Source organism: Bacillus sp. L_1B0_5 (assembly GCF_000836715.1).
Classification (GTDB): domain Bacteria; phylum Bacillota; class Bacilli; order Bacillales; family Bacillaceae_G; genus Bacillus_A; species Bacillus_A thuringiensis_S.
In genome coordinates this window covers 1-19,485 of the sequence record NZ_JXIS01000040.1, presented here as the reverse complement: position 1 = coordinate 19,485, position 19,485 = coordinate 1, and the positions used below count along the sequence as shown (strand labels likewise).

The window sequence follows — 19,485 nt, the reverse complement described above, 5'->3', positions numbered from 1 at the left end:
AATGAAGTACGATTTATTTTGCTAATAATTATACCTCATAAGGGTATATAGAGGTGAGAGACATGAATGAAAAAAAAGAGGCCAATCTTCAAATATCAGGAATGACATGTGCGGCATGTGCAAATAGAATTGAAAAAGGTCTAAAAAAAGTAGAAGGTGTTCATGAGGCAAATGTAAATTTTGCGCTTGAAAAAACAAAAATAATGTACGATCCAACTAAAACAAATCCGCAACAATTTAAAGAAAAAGTTGAATCATTAGGATATGGAATTGTAAGTGATAAAGCTGAATTTACTGTTTCAGGAATGACATGTGCAGCATGTGCAAATAGAGTTGAAAAGCGTTTAAATAAGTTAGATGGTGTGAACAAGGCGACAGTAAATTTTGCTTTAGAATCAGCCACAGTAGACTTTAATCCTGATGAAGTTAATGTAAATGAAATGAAGAGCGCGATTACGAAGCTAGGATATAAATTAGAAGTGAAACTAGATGATCAAGATGCATCAACTGATCATCGACTACAAGAAATTGAAAGACAAAAGAAGAAGTTTATTATTTCGTTTATTTTATCTTTCCCATTATTGTGGGCAATGGTTAGTCATTTCGCATTTACGTCGTTTATTTATTTACCAGATATGTTAATGAACCCTTGGGTGCAACTAGCACTTGCAACTCCTGTTCAATTTATCATTGGTGGACAGTTTTATGTTGGGGCTTATAAAGCGTTACGTAATAAAAGTGCTAATATGGATGTTCTCGTGGCGCTTGGAACGTCGGCCGCGTATTTCTATAGTGTATATTTAAGTATTCAATCTATTGGTTCTTCGGAACATATGACAGATTTATATTTTGAAACGAGTGCGGTACTTATTACATTAATTATTTTAGGTAAATTATTTGAAGCGAAAGCAAAAGGGCGCTCATCAGAAGCGATTAAAAAATTGATGGGTTTACAAGCGAAGACAGCTACAGTTGTGCGAGATGGAACAGAAATAAAAATTTTGATTGAAGAAGTAGTAGCTGGTGATATCGTCTATGTAAAGCCTGGTGAAAAAATACCAGTAGATGGTGAGATTGTAGAAGGAAAATCAGCGATTGATGAATCGATGTTAACGGGTGAAAGTATTCCTGTTGATAAGTCAATTGGGGATGTAGTAATAGGTTCGACAATAAATAAAAATGGTTTTTTAAAAGTGAAAGCAACTAAAGTAGGCAGAGATACTGCATTAGCTCAAATTATTAAAGTAGTAGAAGAGGCACAAGGTTCAAAAGCTCCTATTCAAAGGGTAGCGGATCAAATTTCAGGTATTTTCGTACCGGTTGTAGTTGTGATTGCGATTATCACATTTGCAGTATGGATGATATTTGTTACACCTGGTGATTTTGGCGGAGCGCTTGAGAAAATGATAGCAGTACTTGTTATCGCTTGTCCATGTGCATTAGGTCTTGCAACGCCTACATCTATTATGGCAGGATCAGGAAGATCAGCTGAGTATGGTATTTTATTTAAAGGCGGAGAGCATTTAGAAGCAACGCATCGATTAGATACAGTTATTCTAGATAAAACAGGTACTGTGACAAACGGAAAGCCTGTGTTAACAGATATAATTGTAGCAGATGGATTCCATGAAGAAGAAATACTACGTTTAGTAGGTGCGGCAGAAAAAAATTCTGAACACCCACTTGCAGAAGCGATTGTAGAAGGAATTAAAGAAAAGAAAATTGATATTCCAAGTTCAGAAACGTTTGAAGCGATTCCTGGATTCGGTATCGAATCAGTCGTAGAAGGAAAACAATTATTAATTGGCACACGTCGATTAATGAAGAAATTCAATATTGATATTGAAGAAGTTTCAAAATCAATGGAAGAGCTAGAACGAGAAGGAAAAACAGCAATGCTTATTGCAATCGATAAAGAATATGCTGGTATAGTTGCCGTTGCAGATACTGTGAAAGATACTTCAAAAGCAGCTATCACAAGAATGAAAAAAATGGGTCTAGACGTTGTGATGATTACAGGAGATAATACACAAACTGCTCAGGCGATTGCAAAGCAAGTTGGTATTGATCACGTAATTGCAGAAGTATTGCCAGAAGGAAAAGCAGAAGAAGTGAAAAAATTGCAAGCAAATGGTAAGAAAGTAGCGATGGTTGGAGATGGGATAAATGATGCTCCTGCTCTTGCTACAGCGAACATTGGTATGGCAATTGGAACGGGAACGGATGTAGCGATGGAAGCAGCGGATATAACGTTAATCCGCGGTGACTTAAATAGTATTGCTGATGCGATCTTTATGAGTAAAATGACGATAAGAAATATTAAACAAAATTTATTCTGGGCATTAGCTTATAACGCGTTAGGAATTCCAATTGCGGCATTAGGCTTCTTAGCACCTTGGGTTGCTGGAGCAGCGATGGCATTTAGTTCTGTATCTGTTGTATTAAATGCATTACGATTACAAAGAGTTAAATTAAAAGCTTAAAAAGCTACATTAAGTAATTGAATAGAATTAAAAAACAATACTTTGAATAAGTATTGTTTTTTGTTCGTATAGAAATTAAAACGATATAATAAAGAAGAAATATGGAGTCGTATATAGTAGAAAAGTAAAGAGGTAGTTTGGTAAGGAGACTTATATATGTTAAAAGATATTATAATTAGAACATTCCAGAAAGAAAATTTAGATCAAGTATTACAATTGTTCTATGAAACAGTTCATACGGTTAATGCAAAAGATTATAATGAGTTACAGCTACAGGCGTGGGCACCGGATCGACTAGATAGAGAAAGCTGGTTAAAGTCTTTAGAAAAGAATATTAGTTATGTAGCGGATCATAACGGTGTGATTGTGGGGTTTGGAGATTATAACGATGATCATTACGTGGATCGCTTATTTACGCATAAAGATTATCAAGGGAAAAGAGTCGCTTCATACATACTACAGAAGTTAGAAAAAGAAGCAGTGAAATTGGGGCATAGGGAGATATATACAGAGGCGAGCATTACCGCAAAAACTTTTTTTGAAAGTAAAGGTTTTATTTGCATAAAAGAACAAAAGAAACAGCATAATGGTCAGATTTTTATTAATTATGTTATGAAAAAAATATCCTTCTCATAAATGAGAAGGATATTTTTCATTATTTTACAGCTTCTTTTAGTTCTTTACCAGCTTTGAAAGCAGGTACTTTAGAAGCTGCGATTTGCATTTCTTCACCAGTTTGTGGGTTACGGCCTGTACGAGCAGCTCTTTCACGAACTTCGAATGTACCGAATCCGATAAGTTGTACTTTTTCACCAGCAGCTAAAGTGTTAGTGATTGATTCTACTACAGTTTGTACAACTACAGTAGCTTCTTTTTGAGAAATCTCAGCATTTTGTGCTACGTTTTTAATTAATTCTGTTTTGTTCATGTTTTTCACCTCATATGTAAATAATGCTATTTAAGTTGTTATTATAACGTATAAAACATTCGAGAACAAGTGTACGTACATATATTCGCAAAAAAAAATGAAATTTGTAATATTTTTTAGGACACTTTATAGACATTCCATTTAAGCGGACAGAGATTTGTTCTTCATTTCAGTCTTCTCTTGATGAGAAGGTAGTTTCTTATTATAAGATATGAAGTAAGGTAGTGCTACAAATAACATACCTCCTACTAAATTTCCAAAGAAAACAAAAATAAAGTTTGGAAAATATTCAGCCCAAGTGAAATGACCGGCAAAAATTGCGGCTGGGATGACAAACATATTTGCTACAACGTGTTGAAATCCAATCGCAACAAAAGTCATAACTGGGAACCAAATACCGATAATCTTTCCGATAAATTCTTTACTTCCCATACTGAGCCAAACAGCTAAACAAACGAGCCAATTACATCCGATTGCAGAAATAAATGCTTGCAATGGTGTATCTTGTAGTTTCGCTTGAGCGATAGAAATAGTTTTCGCTAAAAAAGCTCCTTCAGTTAAGCCAACGATATGACCGAAAAAATAGGCTACGAATACAGCTCCTATGAAATTGCTAAATGTAACAATAACTAAATTTCGTATGAAATGAAATAAAGTAATTTTCTTTTGGAGCCAGGCCATAGAAACTGTCATCATGTTACCAGTTATTAGTTCACCGCCTGCAAGAATAACGAGAATAAGACCAATAGGGAATACAGCAGCGCCTAGAAAACTAGAAAATGATCCCCAATATTTTGGCATTGTCCCAATAACATGAATATCGAGTAAATACCCTAATGCGATAAAAGCACCACCAAAAAAACCAAGAATTAGCATAGGGAGCAATGATAAATGAGCTTTTTTCCTTCCTGAATTCGCAGCAAGTTCCGTAATTTCTTCTGGTGTAAATACAGACATGAATAACCCCTCCGTAATAAAATGATGGAATGAATAGAAAAAATTCAAAAATCTACGTATTATAAAAATATGTTATGACTTCTGTATAAAATTGTCAAAGTGAATATGGAGGGAATTACATATTAATAACATTGTTCATGTTGTCACATTAATGTAACAATAAGGATTTAAAGTGTTTCTAGAGGTGAAAACATGAATACGAATCATGTAAAAAAAGAACGAAAAAAATCAATCAAAAAGATATTTATTATTAGTTTTATAAGTATATTAATGATACCAGTAAGTTTGTATTATTATGCGACAGAAATAGAACGAAAACTAGTAACGGTTACATGGAATGAAATAGAAGCTTCTGCAATTCCTAAAGAATTTAATAATAAAAAAATATTACAGTTTTCAGATGTACATTTAGGACCAGAGTTTACACTGAAACAACTTGAACATTTAGTGGAGAAGATGAATGAATTACATCCAGATATAGTAGTTTTTACCGGAGATTTAATAGATAAATTTGGGTCTTATAATGCGGAAAGAGAAGAAGCGAAGGCTATTTTGCAGAAAATTTACGCTCCCTTAGGGAAATACGCTGTGTTTGGGAATCATGATAGGGGCGGGGGCGGTAGTTTATTTTACAAAAAATATATGGAGGAAGCTGGTTTTTCTGTATTAGTAAATGGAGTGCAGAAAATTAAAGTGGAAAACGGCAAATATATTACAATATCAGGTTTGGATGATTTTCTATTAGGGAAGCCGCAAATAGATTCAACTTTAAAAAACTTGAAACAAAATGATTTCAACATGTTATTAGTACATGAGCCGGATGTTGTAACCAAAATAAATCGTTACCCAGTTGATCTTCAACTGTCAGGACATAGTCACGGAGGACAAGTCCAAATTCCTTTCGTAGGTCCGTTAATTACTACCAAACTAGCTGAGAACTATGTTGAAGGTATGTATGAAGTAGAGGGGAAGAGTAAGCCGTTATATTTATATGTAAATCGTGGCATTGGGACTACTAGGATGCCTGTTAGATTTTTGAGTGTACCTGAACTTTCAGTTTTTGTGTTGAAGCAAAATAGTGACTAGAATAGTAGGAGGACTTTTAGAGAAAGTTCTCTTTTTTATTGATTAAATACTGAATGTTATGTAAGTTTTATTTAATGTGTTAAATAAAGAAAGGGGAATTTCTATGATAGAAACATGGCATAAAGAATTGGAAAGTTTATATAACCAAATAGTTTCATGGCGAAGAGATTTTCATCAATATCCAGAGCTATCGTTTCAAGAAATAGAAACGCCGAGAAAAGTAGCTGAAATCTTAAAAAGTTTTCATATTGAGGTGAAAACAAATATCGGGGGCAGAGGAGTAATCGGAGTAATTGAAGGTGGAAGACCTGGGAAGACGATAGCGCTACGTGCTGATTTCGATGCGCTACCTATCCAAGATGAAAAGCAAGTTTCATATAAATCAAAGATTCCTGGTGTAATGCACGCTTGTGGGCATGATGGACATACAGCAACACTTTTAGGAGTTGCAAAAATATTAAGTGACCATAGAGATCAGCTTTCTGGAAAAATAGTTCTTATACATCAACATGCAGAAGAAAAAGAACCTGGTGGGGCAATTGCCATGATTGAGGATGGTTGTTTAGAGGGAGTAGATGTTGTATTTGGTACACATTTATCTTCTCAAATGCCATTAGGAATTGTTGGGGCAAGAGCTGGAGCAATGATGGCAGCAGCTGATTCTTTTGAAGTGAAGGTTCAAGGGCGAGGTGGTCATGGAGGTATGCCGCATCATACTGTAGATGCTATTATCGTTGCAACGCAAGTTATTAACCAATTACAACTTTTAGTTAGTAGAAAAGTAGATCCGCTTCAATCTGCAGTATTAACAGTAGGCACATTTCATGCTGGTCAAGCAGATAATATTATTGCAGATACTGCTACATTTACAGGGACCATTCGAACGCTAGATCCTGAAGTGAGAGAATATATGGAGAAGGAATTTAAACGAGTTGTTGAAGGGATTTGTCAGTCTCTTCATGCTGAAGTTAATATTCAATATAAACGAGGCTATCCAATATTAATAAATCATGTAGATGAAACACGTCATTTTATGACGGTTGCGGAACGTGATCTTGGCAGAGAACGGGTCATGGAAGTACCACCTATTATGGGGGGAGAAGATTTTGCATACTACTTAGACCATGTTCCTGGAGCATTTTTCTTCACAGGTGCGGGTAATGAAGAAATAGGAGCAACATATCCACATCATCATCCTCAATTTGATTTTGATGAACAAGCGATGTTAATTGGTGGTAAATTACTTTTAAGTCTTGTAAATAGTTATGTAAGAGATGAAAAAGAATCTCTTCATCATGTAGAAGTGAAAAAGTAATTTACATAAATAAAAAACAACAATAGGTCCTATAACCTATTGTTGTTTTTTATTATTTTTGCAAGGAAAGACCATCAAAATATGTTCTGTAATTATTAGAGAATTCAAAGTTGTTTTTTGCATCCCAATTAATAGACCAAGACATTAGGCCGCGGAATGCAGGATAGCCACTCTGGTTAGAAAGTTTATACTTTCCTCCGAACGGAACTCCTTTAATGATATAATTTAAAGCTTTTTTCATTTCAGTTGGCGAAATGTATCCACCACTTGGAGCTGCCGCTGGTGCTGCAGGAAGTCCAATCATTACTTGATCTGAACGAAGAGCTGGGAAAATGTTATTTGCATTACCACCTACAGGAAAACCATGTAAGAGCATATCTGCCATAGCGACTTCGTAGTCTGCAGTACCTTGATTGTAGTTATTACCGTCCATTCCAATCCCGCTACCAGCATTGTAGTGTTGAACGTGAATGTATGTTAGTTTATCTTTCACTCCGTAAATAATTGGTAAATATGCACCCCAGATGCTTCCGTATGCGCTATAACCGCCTTGAACATAAGCTGTTTCAGGAGCCATGCTTAATAGAAAATCTGGACCATAATGATCTGAGATTGTTCGAATAGCTGATATAAGATTTACGATTTGAGGAGTAGTTGGGTTTTTGAAATTAGTGTCATTTCCGTTTAAGTAAATACCTGATTCAAGGTCAATATCTATTCCATCAAAACCGTATTTATCAATCAGAGATTGTATGGAATTAATAAAACGTTGCTTAGCGGCATTGTCAGGAAGTAAAACGACCCCATTTTGTCCACCTATTGAAAGAACTACTTTCTTTCCTTTACTTTTTAAATAAGAAATATCTGATTTGAATTCTGTATCTGTACCATATACAGGGGAAAATTCAACAGTGGAACGATCACCACCAGTTTCACCGAAAGATACATTGATTACATCCCATTTTGGTGAAATGTCTCTTAATTTAATAATGCCAGTACCGTTATCGAAGTTATGCCAGTATCCAACGAGTAATTTTGAACCTAAATTGTTTGCTGCTTGTGTTTGGAAAGGGGATAGCGGTAGCAGTAAGAACAGTACTAAAATACAACAAAAAAATTTGAATTTGTTTAACATATCAACACTCCTATACAAAAAGTTGTCTAGATGTATAATCTTGTTCATTTAATAATATCTGAAAATTCTTTCTTTTGTAAGAGGACTATAATTTTCTCAACAATTGTGTATGGAAAAGTATTAAACCTAATGAAATAATTTTTGAGGGAGGTTGAATTGCAATTGTTAAATTCAGAATATTTTGATATATTTTAAAGTATAGGACAAAACCTTTCGCACAGTACTCTTACATAAATTTCAAAATTTAGTTTGGAAGGGGATGTACAAGAGTTGGATAAAAATCTAAAGAAAGATCTCAAAATACGCCACATTACAATGATCTCAATTGGCGGCGTAATAGGGGCTGGTTTGTTTGTTGGAAGTGGTGCAGTTGTACATTCGGCAGGACCTGGTTCTATCGTTTCATATGCATTAGCAGGACTTCTAGTCATTTTCGTCATGAGAATGCTAGGAGAAATGGCAGCTGTAAATCCGACAAGTGGTTCATTTGCAACGTATGCAAGAGAAGCAATTGGTCCATGGGCTGGTTATACAATAGGCTGGTTATACTGGTTTTTCTGGGTAATTGTTATTGCAATAGAAGCCACAGCAGGTGCTGGTATTATCCAATATTGGATTCCACAAATACCGCTCTGGTTATTAAGTTTAATATTAACAATTTTATTAACGTTGACGAACGTTTTTTCGGTGAAATCATTTGGAGAGTTTGAATATTGGTTTTCTTTTATTAAAGTAATAAGTATTGTTTTGTTCCTTTGCCTAGGTCTTGCTGTTATTTTAGGACTTGTTCCAGGAACAGAAGCACCCGGCACTTCGAATTTAATTGGACAAGGTGGATTTATGCCTAACGGTATAAGTTCGGTATTGCTTGGAATTACTGTTGTTATATTTTCATTTATGGGATCAGAGATTGTAGCAGTAGCGGCTGGTGAATCTGCAGAACCTGTAAAAGCAGTAAAAACAGCAACAAACAGTGTGATTTGGCGTATTCTTGTATTTTTTATTGGGTCTATAGCGGTAGTTGTTACGCTACTGCCATGGAATTCAGCTAACATATTAAAAAGTCCATTTGTAGCTGTACTTGAACATATAGGAATACCAGCGGCAGCACAAATTATGAATTTTATCGTTTTAACAGCTGTACTTTCTTGCTTAAATTCAGGTTTATATACAAACTCAAGAATGCTTTTTTCAATGGCAGAAAGAGGAGATGCGCCAAAGTCATTTTTAAAATTGAACAGTAGTGGTGTTCCTGTTCGAGCGGTTTTATTTGGAACTTTCTTCGCTTATATTGGAGTTGTTTTTAGTTACATTTCTCCAGATAAAGTCTTTTTGTTTTTAGTGAATGCATCTGGCGGGATTGCGTTACTAGTTTATCTCGTTATTGCAGTTTCGCATTTAAAGATGCGTAAAAAAATGGGGAAAGTAGAACAACAAAATTTGAAAGTGAAAATGTGGCTTTTTCCGTATGTAACGTATGTTACAATTGCCGCTATTATAGCAGTTTTAGTTGCGATGCTCGCAATTGATTCTTTACGTTCACAAGCACTTTTAACAATGTTTGTTACTGTTCTTATCATACTTTCGTATTTTATTTTTAATAGAAATAAAAATAGCACAGTTTTGAATCCTAAAAGTAAGAATGAGGAATCTGTTCGATTCTAATTTTCTTGTTTTCGAAGAGAGTTACACCCAATCATTGCTATAAAAGAATCATATATAATCATAGAAACAAGTAATTACTATTGTCATAGTGGATATAAACTTTTTTCTTGACTTTTTATACGAAGGCGAGCAGAATGGTAAAAAAGGAAGGGGGGATGATGATGGAAGAGTACGTATTAGAGCTGTATAACCTGTTATATACGACAGAATGGCAAGATATTGTTTCGTTTTTAGGAATAGTATTTTGCATGAAAATTGTAATTGTATATATGGAAGAGCAAGGTATGTTCTATTCCTTCTCATCTCCGTTCGATGTGCAGCGCGAGCCGTTGCTAAACTATGCCAATGTGAATTACGAACAATTTCCTTTTGTTCTATTCTTTATGATTCGATTTATAACAGCAATTGTAAAGAAGAAGGAAAGTGATGATGAAGAGTGCCACGTAACTTGTAAGGTAGCTAACGTTTTTTAAGCTAAATACAAGGAGGAGATTTATATGTGGTTTCGATTTCTTATGATTGGTTTCTTTTCATTAACAGCAATTTCATTAATGGGATATCAAGTGTCTGAAATTTTTCAAGCATATAGCGATACATTTTTTAACAAAAATTAATCGCGTTGCTATTTGAATAATAAAGCGATAAAATCCTTCTTAAGAAGTTTTATTAAGAAGGATTTTTTTCTTTGTCTTGTCTTGCTGTGTCAAACTATTGTCACATTTACACTGTGAATAATATGTTAAAATAGTGAGGTTATGTATACATACTTGAAGGAAGAGGGAGTGACCATTTTGGTGGATCAATCAACAAATCAGAAAAGCTATGCTCCTATTGTGATAACGCTTTCTGTAATTGTAAATGCGATTATTTTATTTTTGTTCTTTGGACCTGTTGGCTATGAAGGAGAAGTACATTTTGATGTAACAATTTTACCAATGTTAAATGCGATTTTTAATAGCTTTACGTTCGTATTCTTATTAGCAGCTTTATACTCTATTATTAAAAAGAATGTGAAAATGCACCGTGGTTTTATCCTCGCAGCATTTACAACGACGTTGCTATTTTGTGTTTCTTATTTATCGTATCATTACTTGGCGCCAGCAACACATTTTGGCGGAGAAGGGTTCATTAAATATGTGTACTTCATTATTTTAATTACGCATATTATCCTTGCAGCAATTATTGTACCACTTGCATTGTTTGCACTTGTATTTGGTTTTACAAATCAATTGACACGTCACCGTAAAATTGTACGTTGGACGATGCCAATTTGGTTATATGTAAGTTTATCTGGTGTTATTGTTTACTTAATGATCTCACCTTATTACCAATAAAAAAATCTCAGCCTGTAGGCTGGGATTTTTTTATTAAGCAAATATTTTTGTGAAATGAAAAAAATATGGTATACAAAAGTATAGTTGCTTTTCAAATAGAAGGGATGGTAAAGAAATATGCAAAATTTTGTATTTCGTAATCCAACGAAACTTATTTTCGGTAAAGGTCAATTAGAACAGTTAAAAACTGAAATTCCACAGTTCGGTAAAAAAGTTCTTCTCGTATACGGGGGAGGCAGCATTAAAAGAAACGGTATTTATGATAATGTAATTTCTATTTTAAAGGATATTAATGCAGAAGTATTTGAATTGACAGGTGTTGAACCGAATCCACGTGTATCAACTGTAAAGAAAGGGATTCAAATTTGTAAAGAGAATGGTGTTGAATTCATTTTAGCAGTTGGTGGAGGAAGTGTGATCGACTGTACGAAGGCAATTGCAGCTGGGAGTAAGTACGATGGAGATGTATGGGATATTGTAACGAAAAAAACATTTGCTAATGAGGCATTACCATTTGGTACTGTACTTACTCTTGCAGCAACAGGATCTGAAATGAATGCAGGCTCGGTAATTACAAACTGGGAAACGAATGAAAAGTATGGATGGGGTAGCCCGGTTACTTTCCCGCAGTTTTCGATTTTAGATCCAGTTCATACTACTTCTGTACCGAAAGATCAAACAATTTACGGTATGGTAGATATTATGTCGCACGTATTAGAACAATATTTCCATCATGGAACGAATACAGAACTACAAGATCGTTATTGTGAAGCTGTTTTAAAAACAGTAATTGAGACAGCTCCTAAGCTTTTAAGTGATTTAGAAAATTATGAGCATAGAGAAACTATTTTATATTGTGGTACTATGGCGTTAAACGGCATTTTAGCGATGGGAGTGAAAGGAGATTGGGCGACTCATAATATTGAGCATGCAGTTTCTGCTGTTCATGATATACCACATGGGGGTGGCCTTGCGATTTTATTCCCGAACTGGATGAAGCATGTTGTAGAGGAAAATGTAAGTCGTTTTAAACAGTTCGCTATTCGTGTATTTGATATAGAAACAGGTGGTAAAACAGATAAAGAAGTGGCGTTAGAAGGAATTGAGGCACTGCGTCAATTTTGGACTTCAATTGAGGCACCAGTAACATTATCTGATTACGCTATTGGAGAAAATGAAATTGATATAATGGCTAATAAAGCGATGGCGTATGGTGAATTTGGTAACTTTAAAAAATTAAATAAAGATGATGTTCTAAGTATATATAAAGCTTCTTTATAAGTGAATTTAGAAAAGAAACCTATTTGATTGTTTGATCGAATAGGTTTCTTTTTTGCTGTTTATAAACGTTTGTGGGTGTTTTTGATTATTTTTGGTTGTTTATGGTTGATTTTTGTGACCGTTTTCATTATACTGTAATCAAAGAAGAGGTGAATAAAATGTTAACTCCTGAACGTCATCAAATGATATTGCAACTTGTAAAAGAACAGAAAGTTGTAAAATTACAGCAATTAGTTGAAAAAACAGAAAGCTCTGAGTCGACAATTCGCCGTGATTTAGCACAATTGGAAAAGCAAAGGTTATTAAAAAGAGTTCATGGTGGTGCCGCTGTTTTAACAGGAAAAGGGCAAGAACCAACGATGGTTGAAAAATCATCCAAAAACATTCAAATAAAACAACAAATTGCTAATTATGCGGCTAGCGTTATTGAACAAGGTGATTGTATTTATTTAGATGCAGGAAGTACAACATTTGAAATGATTCCATTTTTAATAAATAAAGATGTTACTGTCGTTACGAATGGACTTATGCATATTGAAGCTTTAGTTGAAAATAATATTCGTGCGTATTTACTAGGCGGAATGATGAAGAGTAGGACGAAAGCTTTAATCGGTGCTATGGCACAGGAAAGTATGCAGAAGTATCGTTTTGATAAATGTTTTTTAGGTGCAAATGGTGTACATGAACAGCTTGGCTTTACAACGCCAGATCCAGAAGAAGCGCTCTTAAAACAAATGGCATTAACATTAGCAAACGAAGGATATTTCTTAATTGATGAAAGTAAGTTTTCAGAAGTTGCGTTTGCGAAAATTGCAAATGTTGAAGATGCAAATATTATTACAAACCATTTAGAAATTGATTTAGAAAAATATAAAAAACAAACCAATGTAATTGAGGCTGATAAACAATGATCTATACAGTTACTTTAAACCCATCTATTGATTATGTAGTGCAAGTTCCTTCTTTTGATTTAGGAACAATAAATCGAGCGGAGAAAGATATGAAGTTTCCTGGAGGAAAAGGAATTAATGTTTCTCGTGTTCTTCAGCGTTTAGGTGTTAAAAATATAGCACTTGGATTTACTGGTGGATTTACTGGTCAATTTATTAAAGAGGTATTACATGATGAAGGTGTAACAACTAACTTCGTCCAAGTAGATGAAGATACTCGCATTAATGTGAAAATAAAAGGGAAAGAAGAAACAGAATTAAATGGCCAAGGTCCTCTTGTAACAAAAGAGCAGTTCGAACAGTTAATGAAAAAAATTGAGAGTATGCAACCTGGAGATTGTGTTGTACTCGCTGGGAGTGTACCAGTCTCTATTCCAAGTACCTTTTACGAATCAATCGCTGCGTTTGGAGCTGAAAAAGGTATTCGTGTAGTAGTAGATGCAAGTGGAAGTGCACTGCAACATGTAATTAAAAATAAGCCATTTTTAATTAAGCCAAACCACCATGAACTTGGTGAGTTGTTTGGAGTGGAGCTTTCAACAGTAGAAGACATTTTACCTTATGGAAGAAAATTAATTGAACAAGGTGTAAAACACGTTATCGTATCGATGGCTGGAGAGGGAGCTTTATTATTTACGGCAGAAGGTATATATGAAGCGACTGTTCCAAAAGGTGTTGTAATTAATTCAGTTGGGGCCGGAGATTCTCTTGTTGCAGGGTTTGTAGGCAAATATGAACAGACAAAAGATATTGAAAAGGCATTTCAATACGGCGTTGCAACAGGGAGTGCAACAGCATTTTCAGCTGATTTATGTAAGAAGGAAAAAGTAGAAGAATTATTGTCGCAAGTAATTGTAGCTAAGCGATAGGGGGAAGCAACATATGAAAATTACAGAACTATTAAAAAGGGATACAGTCATTATGGATTTGGCAGCTTCAAATAAAGAAGCTGTCATAGATGAATTAGTTGAGAAATTAAACGGGGCAAATCGTTTAAATAGTAAAACGGAATTTAAAGAAGCTATTTTAAAGCGGGAGTCCCAAAGTACGACTGGAATTGGGGAAGGTATTGCAATACCTCATGCGAAGACAAAGGCTGTTAAACAACCATCGATTTGTTTTGGTAGAAGTGTAAGCGGTATCAATTATGAGTCGCTTGATGGACAGCCTGCGCATTTATTCTTTATGATTGCTGCAAGTGAAGGAGCGAATAATACTCATTTAGAAACGTTGTCTCGTTTATCGACAGTATTAATGGATGAAGGATTTCGCAAGCAACTATTAGAAGCGAAGGATGAAATTGAGCTTCTTCGTCTATTTGATGAAAAAGAGAATGAAAAAGAAGAAGAGATTGAGGTCGCCAAACCAGAAGGAAATGAACCGTACGTACTTGCTGTTACAGCTTGCCCAACTGGAATCGCTCACACATATATGGCGGCGGATAGCTTAAAAGCAAAAGCGGCAGAGTTAGGAATAGCGATTAAAGTTGAAACAAACGGATCAACAGGTATTAAAAACGGTTTAACGAAAGAGGATATTGAACGTGCAACAGCTATTATTGTTGCGGCAGATAAACAAGTAGAAATGAATCGTTTTGCTGGTAAACATGTCATTCAAGTGCCAGTTGCTGACGGGATTCGAAAAACGGAAAAATTGCTCAATCGAGCTGTCAAACAAGATGCACCAATCTTTAAAGGTGTAAAAGAGGACGGGAAATCAGAAAGTATTGAGAGAGAAAAAGGATTAGGAATTTATAAGCATTTAATGAGCGGTGTAAGTAATATGCTTCCATTCGTTGTTGGTGGCGGGATTTTAATAGCGCTAGCGTTTTCGTTTGGTGGTATAAAGGCGGAAGGTCCTTTAGCTGAATTGTTCATGTCAATTGGTGGAGGAAAAACAGGTGCGTTTTTATTCCTTGTACCAATTTTAGCTGGATTTATTGCAAGCTCTATTGCTGATCGTCCTGGTTTTATGCCTGGTGTTGTAGGTGGATTTTTAGCAGCGAATGCGAATGCTGGATTTTTAGGTGGATTAATTGCTGGTTTCTTAGCTGGATATGTTGTTTTAGGGTTGAAAAGATTATTTTCAGGACTACCAGTACAATTAGAAGGAATTAAACCTGTTTTGTTATATCCAGTCTTTGGATTATTGATTACAGGAGTTGTAATGCAAAAAGTAGTAATTCCGCCTGTAGTAGCATTAAATGAAATGTTGACAGGGTGGTTAAATGGTTTAAACGGTACGAATGCTATATTACTAGGTCTTATTTTAGGTGGTATGATGGCAATTGATATGGGTGGTCCAATTAATAAAGCGGCATTTACGTTTGGTATTGCTGCAATAGAAGCACAAAATTTTGGAGTGCACTCAGCAGTTATGGCTGGTGGTATGGTACCGCCACTTGCGATTGCATTCGCAACTACATTCTTTAAATCAAAGTTTACAGAAGCGGAACGTAAATCTGGTTTAACAAATTATATTATGGGAGCATCGTTCATTACAGAAGGTGCGATTCCGTTTGCAGCTGCAGATCCGGTTCGAGTAATTGTAAGCTGTGTTGTTGGTTCAAGTATTGCAGGTGCGTTATCTATGTTATTCCAAATTACATTACCGGCACCGCATGGTGGATTATTTGTAATAGCGTTAGTAAATAAACCATTACTATATATTTTCTCTATATTAATTGGAACGATTGTCTCGGCTATTATGCTAGGTGTTTGGAAAAAGAAAGTTCAATAACAAATGAAAAGAAAGTAGCTTTTATTAGCTGCTTTTTTTTATTACAAAAAAGTAGGTTAACAATTGAATATTGATGTTTTTTGGTAAAAGATGTAATGAATTATGAATTTTTTGTAACAAAAAAGTAACACTGTAATTTTTTCTGGAAAAAAGTTCTTGTGCTCGTATGTGAAAAATATATGAAAACCATTGAAGATTGTATTAGAAATACATTTTATTAATATGGAAATTTATGTTACAACTCATTAATCGTATATTACGAATGCTTTGTAATTGTGTGATTTCTAAAAATTCTAAAAATCTGTTGCTATAATGAGAATACGAAAACAAAGCAAATGGAGGCTATTCATGAAAAAATTATTAGGTATAGCAACAGCAGCAGTTTTTGGTCTTGGGATTTTTGCGGGTTCTGCTAAAGCGGAAACAATTGTAACAACAGACGTATTAAATGTTAGAGAAAACCCAAATGTAGAGTCAAAGCTTGTAGGTAAAGTGTTAAGTGGGAATACACTAGATGTTATAAATACAGAAAATGGATGGACAAAAATTAAGTTGAACGGTAAGGAAGCGTTTGTAAGTGCTGAATTTACAAAGAGCACATATTATGTAACGGCGGGCGTATTAAATGTTCGTGCTGGAGCGAATACTGATTCTGAAGTTCTTGGTAAACTTAATAAAGACGATGTGATTGAAACGACGAATCAAGTTCAAAATGAATGGTTACAATTTGACTACAATGGAAAAGTCGGATATGTTCACGTGCCATTTCTAACAGGAACGGCACCTGTAATCGAAAAGAAAGAAGTTGCAACTCAAGAAGAAGGACCGGTTAGTACAAATACGCCGGTTAAAAATAATACAGCAGTTAAGAATAAAGAGTCTGTTAAGAGTAACGATTCTATTAAGAAGGTAGAATCAAGTAAACCTGTGGTAAAAGAAAAGCCGGCTGCAAAACCAGTTGCGAAATCTACTGAAACAAGTGCGCCTACTGGTGGTCGTGAAATTACAGTAGAAGCGACGGCATATACAGCAGATCCGGGTGAGAATGGTTCGTATGGTGGTCGTGTATTAACTGCAATGGGGCATGATTTAACAGCAAATCCAAATATGAAAGTAATTGCTGTTGATCCGAAAGTAATTCCGCTTGGATCAAAAGTATGGGTAGAAGGATATGGAGAAGCGATCGCTGGAGATACTGGCGGTGCTATTAAAGGAAATCGTATTGATGTATTAGTCGGTTCAGATGGTAGTGCTAATAGTTGGGGGCGCAAATCTGTAAAAGTGAAAGTTATACAATAGGTTATCGATATTAATATAAAAAGCGGTTGCTTGAAATTATGTAAGCAGCCGCTTTTTATGGATTATTGAAAGGGATAAATAGTTTTACCTGTAATAATTTTATATGCACTGCAAAATTGCGTTTGTATATATTCTGTATTTTTATTTTCTGGATGTAATGTTGTTTCATGGAGAGTAGAATGAAAGACCCGTAGTAAACAATTTAGGGCGAAGTATAATTCCTCTTGTGAACAATTTTGTTCTTTTGTAGAAGTAGCTAAAATGAGGTCTTTTGTCAAAGATGAAAAATTGATGGTGGATTGTTTCATAGGTAACTCATCCTCTCAAAACTATTTTTATCATGTATATGCAGAATTGGACAAACTATGTTCTTTTTTATGTATAATTTCATGTACCGAAATGAAAGAACTTGCAATCATGCCGTTAAAATTGGTAAGATTGGGTATAATCAATAGATGGAGTATATTACATAAAGAGAGTTGAATGATATGGGAGAAGTGCAACGTGAAAAAGTTGCTGTCATCATTGGACCAACTGCTGTTGGAAAGACGAAGTTAAGTATCGATCTTGCCAAAGCGTTGAACGGTGAAATTATTAGTGGTGATTCCATGCAAATCTATCGAACGATGGATATTGGAACTGCAAAGGTAACACAAGCAGAGATGGACGGGATTCCACATTATATGGTCGATATAAAAAATCCGGAAGATTCATTTTCTGTCGCGGAATTTCAAGAACGTGTTCGCAAGCATATTCGAGAAATTACAGAACGTGGTAAATTACCAATTATAGTTGGTGGGACCGGTCTTTATATACAATCTGTTTTATTCGATTATCAGTTTACAGATGATGCTGGTGATGTGATATACCGAGAGCAAATGGAAAAGTTAGCTTTAGAACGCGGTGTGGAATATGTACATAAAAAATTGCAAGAAGTAGATCCGGAAAGTGCGGAGCGTATTCATGCAAATAATGTACGACGTGTCATTCGAGCGTTAGAAATTTTCCACACGACGGGTGAAAAAATGAGTGACCAAATTGAGAAACAAGAAAAAGAGTTACTCTATGATGTTTCATTAATTGGCTTGACAATGGATCGAGAAATGCTATACGATCGCATTAACTTACGAGTGGATTTGATGATGGAACAAGGCCTATTAGAGGAAGTGGAAGGTCTGTATAATAGAGGGATACGAGATTGTCAATCTATTCAAGCGATTGGATATAAAGAAATCTATGATTATTTTGAGAATCGAGCCCCTTTAGAAGATGCGGTATCACAATTAAAGACGAATTCGCGTCGTTATGCAAAGCGTCAATTAACGTGGTTCCGTAATAAAATGGATGTCACGTGGTTTGATGTTACAGACGGTGAAAAAACGTCAGAAATTTTACGATACATAGAAGGAAAGTTACAAGTAAAGTCGAATAATAGTAAGTAGAGAAAAAGAGGAGGATTCGACATGAAGCAATCAATCAATATTCAAGATCAGTTTTTAAATCAACTCCGTAAAGAAAATACGTTTGTTACGCTGTACTTATTAAATGGTTTCCAGCTTCGTGGACTAATTAAAGGATTTGATAATTTTACAGTCCTACTGGAAACAGAAGGTAAGCAACAGCTTATTTATAAACATGCAATTTCTACATTTGTACCACAAAAAAATGTTTCCATTGAATTAGAATAGTAATAAATTATTGTACATAACAAAAAAAAGAGCGAGTTTCTCGCTCTTTTTTTATTTGTCATAAACAATATATAGTGAAATTTAAGCGATTCTAAATACAGTAAGGCGGATGTTAGTATTTCCTGTCGCAGGGATCGTAATCTCATTAAGAGTAGATTGGACAGAAATTCTTGCACCAGCTGCTAATGTTTCAATTGTAGTAAATGAAAGTGAGTCGCCTATTAAATTTGAAGAGAAGTTATCAGTTGCGACAGCTCCATTAATTGAAATTCCTACTCCAAGTGGAGCGCATCCTGGCGCGGTTGTAGAAATGGATACGCTAATTACATAAATGCCACCGTTGATAACAGTAACTGTATCTGTGCCGTTGAAGATAATATTGTTTACGTTAATTGCAGTACTAAAAATAAAGTTATTAAATTGCAGTACTGTTTGCTGAATATTGTTTGTTACAACAATTGTTGCTACAGGGAAGCTAGGTCCAGTTGGCCCAGTAGGTCCGGTAGGTCCACCAGAAGGTCCAGTAGGTCCAGTAACTCCTATACCAGTAGCGCCGGTAGCACCCGTTGGTCCTTGAATGCCTTGAGATCCAGTGGCACCAGTAGCGCCGGTAGCACCTGTGTTA

19 protein-coding genes are annotated in these 19,485 nt (G+C 35.2%); 14 read left to right on the top strand and 5 right to left on the bottom strand.

Going from position 1 to position 19,485, the window contains the following annotated elements; genetic code table 11:
- The first annotated feature begins 62 nt into the window (after window positions 1-62).
- Window positions 63-2,483 (top strand): heavy metal translocating P-type ATPase, encoded by a 2,421-nt coding sequence (locus RT27_RS12755; RefSeq protein WP_043936358.1) that lies wholly within the window; start codon window positions 63-65, stop codon window positions 2,481-2,483.
- Between the two features lie 156 nt (window positions 2,484-2,639).
- Window positions 2,640-3,119 carry a GNAT family N-acetyltransferase gene (locus tag RT27_RS12750; RefSeq protein ID WP_043936357.1) on the top strand — a complete coding sequence of 160 codons (480 nt, stop codon included), beginning with the start codon at window positions 2,640-2,642 and terminating at the stop codon, window positions 3,117-3,119.
- Between the two features lie 19 nt (window positions 3,120-3,138).
- On the opposite strand, the gene RT27_RS12745 is transcribed toward RT27_RS12750, so the two are convergent.
- On the bottom strand, window positions 3,139-3,411 hold the full coding sequence (locus tag RT27_RS12745) for an HU family DNA-binding protein (RefSeq protein WP_001043904.1): 273 nt from the start codon (window positions 3,409-3,411) through the stop codon (window positions 3,139-3,141).
- 141 nt (window positions 3,412-3,552) lie between these two features.
- Window positions 3,553-4,368, bottom strand: coding sequence for a formate/nitrite transporter family protein (locus RT27_RS12740; protein WP_016080591.1), 816 nt, complete (start codon window positions 4,366-4,368; stop codon window positions 3,553-3,555).
- Between the two features lie 192 nt (window positions 4,369-4,560).
- On the opposite strand from RT27_RS12740, the gene RT27_RS12735 reads away from it, so the two are divergent.
- Together RT27_RS12735 and RT27_RS12730 are read left to right on the top strand one after the other, a co-directional pair.
- Window positions 4,561-5,454: a metallophosphoesterase gene (locus RT27_RS12735; RefSeq protein ID WP_029443077.1), complete on the top strand. Its 894-nt coding sequence runs from the start codon at window positions 4,561-4,563 to the stop codon at window positions 5,452-5,454.
- Window positions 5,455-5,557: 103 nt separating this feature from the next.
- Window positions 5,558-6,769 (top strand): amidohydrolase, encoded by a 1,212-nt coding sequence (locus RT27_RS12730; protein WP_016080593.1) that lies wholly within the window; start codon window positions 5,558-5,560, stop codon window positions 6,767-6,769.
- A 52-nt stretch (window positions 6,770-6,821) separates the two neighbouring features.
- Here RT27_RS12730 and RT27_RS12725 read toward each other — a convergent pair whose 3' ends face one another.
- Complete coding sequence (locus RT27_RS12725; RefSeq protein WP_016080594.1) at window positions 6,822-7,904, bottom strand: chitinase; 1,083 nt, start codon at window positions 7,902-7,904, stop codon at window positions 6,822-6,824.
- A 270-nt stretch (window positions 7,905-8,174) separates the two neighbouring features.
- Here RT27_RS12725 and gabP point away from each other — a divergent pair, with 270 nt between their 5' ends.
- The 8 genes from gabP (at window position 8,175) to entD (ending at window position 17,172) form a co-directional block, all read left to right on the top strand.
- Complete coding sequence (gene gabP / locus RT27_RS12720; RefSeq protein WP_016080595.1) at window positions 8,175-9,569, top strand: GABA permease; 1,395 nt, start codon at window positions 8,175-8,177, stop codon at window positions 9,567-9,569.
- Between the two features lie 134 nt (window positions 9,570-9,703).
- The gene (locus tag RT27_RS12715) at window positions 9,704-10,042 is read left to right on the top strand and encodes a hypothetical protein (RefSeq protein WP_140163816.1); all 339 of its coding nucleotides are present in this window, start codon (window positions 9,704-9,706) and stop codon (window positions 10,040-10,042) included.
- Between the two features lie 318 nt (window positions 10,043-10,360).
- A complete protein-coding gene (locus RT27_RS12710) occupies window positions 10,361-10,903 on the top strand; it encodes a DUF420 domain-containing protein (RefSeq protein ID WP_000228316.1) in 543 nt (180 codons plus the stop codon).
- Window positions 10,904-11,020: 117 nt separating this feature from the next.
- Window positions 11,021-12,184, top strand: a complete 1,164-nt coding sequence (locus RT27_RS12705) for an iron-containing alcohol dehydrogenase (protein WP_043936356.1) — start codon at window positions 11,021-11,023, stop codon at window positions 12,182-12,184.
- Window positions 12,185-12,342: 158 nt separating this feature from the next.
- A complete protein-coding gene (locus RT27_RS12700) occupies window positions 12,343-13,095 on the top strand; it encodes a DeoR/GlpR family DNA-binding transcription regulator (protein ID WP_043936355.1) in 753 nt (250 codons plus the stop codon).
- Window positions 13,092-14,003, top strand: a complete 912-nt coding sequence (gene pfkB / locus RT27_RS12695; RefSeq protein WP_043936354.1) for a 1-phosphofructokinase — start codon at window positions 13,092-13,094, stop codon at window positions 14,001-14,003. The genes RT27_RS12700 and pfkB overlap by 4 nt, the downstream gene beginning before the upstream one ends.
- Window positions 14,004-14,016: 13 nt before the next feature.
- Entirely contained in the window at window positions 14,017-15,873 is a 1,857-nt protein-coding gene (locus RT27_RS12690) for a PTS fructose transporter subunit IIABC (protein ID WP_043936353.1), read from the top strand.
- 348 nt (window positions 15,874-16,221) lie between these two features.
- Window positions 16,222-17,172, top strand: a complete 951-nt coding sequence (gene entD, locus RT27_RS12685; RefSeq protein ID WP_043936352.1) for a cell wall-binding protein EntD — start codon at window positions 16,222-16,224, stop codon at window positions 17,170-17,172.
- Window positions 17,173-17,234: 62 nt separating this feature from the next.
- Here the strand turns inward: entD and RT27_RS12680 are convergent, their stop codons facing one another.
- Window positions 17,235-17,480 carry a hypothetical protein gene (locus tag RT27_RS12680; RefSeq protein ID WP_016080602.1) on the bottom strand — a complete coding sequence of 82 codons (246 nt, stop codon included), beginning with the start codon at window positions 17,478-17,480 and terminating at the stop codon, window positions 17,235-17,237.
- A gap of 180 nt (window positions 17,481-17,660) precedes the next feature.
- Between RT27_RS12680 and miaA the strand changes: the two genes are divergently transcribed.
- On the top strand, window positions 17,661-18,614 hold the full coding sequence (gene miaA, locus RT27_RS12675) for a tRNA (adenosine(37)-N6)-dimethylallyltransferase MiaA (RefSeq protein WP_000504953.1): 954 nt from the start codon (window positions 17,661-17,663) through the stop codon (window positions 18,612-18,614).
- A gap of 21 nt (window positions 18,615-18,635) precedes the next feature.
- On the top strand, window positions 18,636-18,860 hold the full coding sequence (hfq, locus tag RT27_RS12670) for an RNA chaperone Hfq (protein ID WP_000813896.1): 225 nt from the start codon (window positions 18,636-18,638) through the stop codon (window positions 18,858-18,860).
- Window positions 18,861-18,941: 81 nt separating this feature from the next.
- Here hfq and RT27_RS12665 read toward each other — a convergent pair.
- Window positions 18,942-19,485, bottom strand: a 544-nt coding sequence (locus tag RT27_RS12665; RefSeq protein WP_043936351.1) for a Gly-Xaa-Xaa repeat protein, incomplete at its 5' end; no start/stop codon positions are given.

Excerpts from the sequence above, each read along its gene's own strand:
- RT27_RS12750 (WP_043936357.1), top strand. The coding sequence starts at position 2,640 with ATGTTAAAAGATATTATAATTAGAACATTCCAGAAAGAAAATTTAGAT.
- RT27_RS12715 (WP_140163816.1), top strand. The coding sequence starts at position 9,704 with ATGGTAAAAAAGGAAGGGGGGATGATGATGGAAGAGTACGTATTAGAG.
- RT27_RS12680 (WP_016080602.1), bottom strand. The coding sequence starts at position 17,480 with ATGAAACAATCCACCATCAATTTTTCATCTTTGACAAAAGACCTCATT.
- RT27_RS12740 (WP_016080591.1), bottom strand. The coding sequence starts at position 4,368 with ATGTCTGTATTTACACCAGAAGAAATTACGGAACTTGCTGCGAATTCA.
- entD (WP_043936352.1), top strand. The coding sequence starts at position 16,222 with ATGAAAAAATTATTAGGTATAGCAACAGCAGCAGTTTTTGGTCTTGGG.
- pfkB (WP_043936354.1), top strand. The coding sequence starts at position 13,092 with ATGATCTATACAGTTACTTTAAACCCATCTATTGATTATGTAGTGCAA.
- RT27_RS12725 (WP_016080594.1), bottom strand. The coding sequence starts at position 7,904 with ATGTTAAACAAATTCAAATTTTTTTGTTGTATTTTAGTACTGTTCTTA.
- RT27_RS12700 (WP_043936355.1), top strand. The coding sequence starts at position 12,343 with ATGTTAACTCCTGAACGTCATCAAATGATATTGCAACTTGTAAAAGAA.
- RT27_RS12690 (WP_043936353.1), top strand. The coding sequence starts at position 14,017 with ATGAAAATTACAGAACTATTAAAAAGGGATACAGTCATTATGGATTTG.
- RT27_RS12705 (WP_043936356.1), top strand. The coding sequence starts at position 11,021 with ATGCAAAATTTTGTATTTCGTAATCCAACGAAACTTATTTTCGGTAAA.
- hfq (WP_000813896.1), top strand. The coding sequence starts at position 18,636 with ATGAAGCAATCAATCAATATTCAAGATCAGTTTTTAAATCAACTCCGT.
- RT27_RS12745 (WP_001043904.1), bottom strand. The coding sequence starts at position 3,411 with ATGAACAAAACAGAATTAATTAAAAACGTAGCACAAAATGCTGAGATT.
- RT27_RS12735 (WP_029443077.1), top strand. The coding sequence starts at position 4,561 with ATGAATACGAATCATGTAAAAAAAGAACGAAAAAAATCAATCAAAAAG.
- RT27_RS12730 (WP_016080593.1), top strand. The coding sequence starts at position 5,558 with ATGATAGAAACATGGCATAAAGAATTGGAAAGTTTATATAACCAAATA.
- RT27_RS12755 (WP_043936358.1), top strand. The coding sequence starts at position 63 with ATGAATGAAAAAAAAGAGGCCAATCTTCAAATATCAGGAATGACATGT.
- miaA (WP_000504953.1), top strand. The coding sequence starts at position 17,661 with ATGGGAGAAGTGCAACGTGAAAAAGTTGCTGTCATCATTGGACCAACT.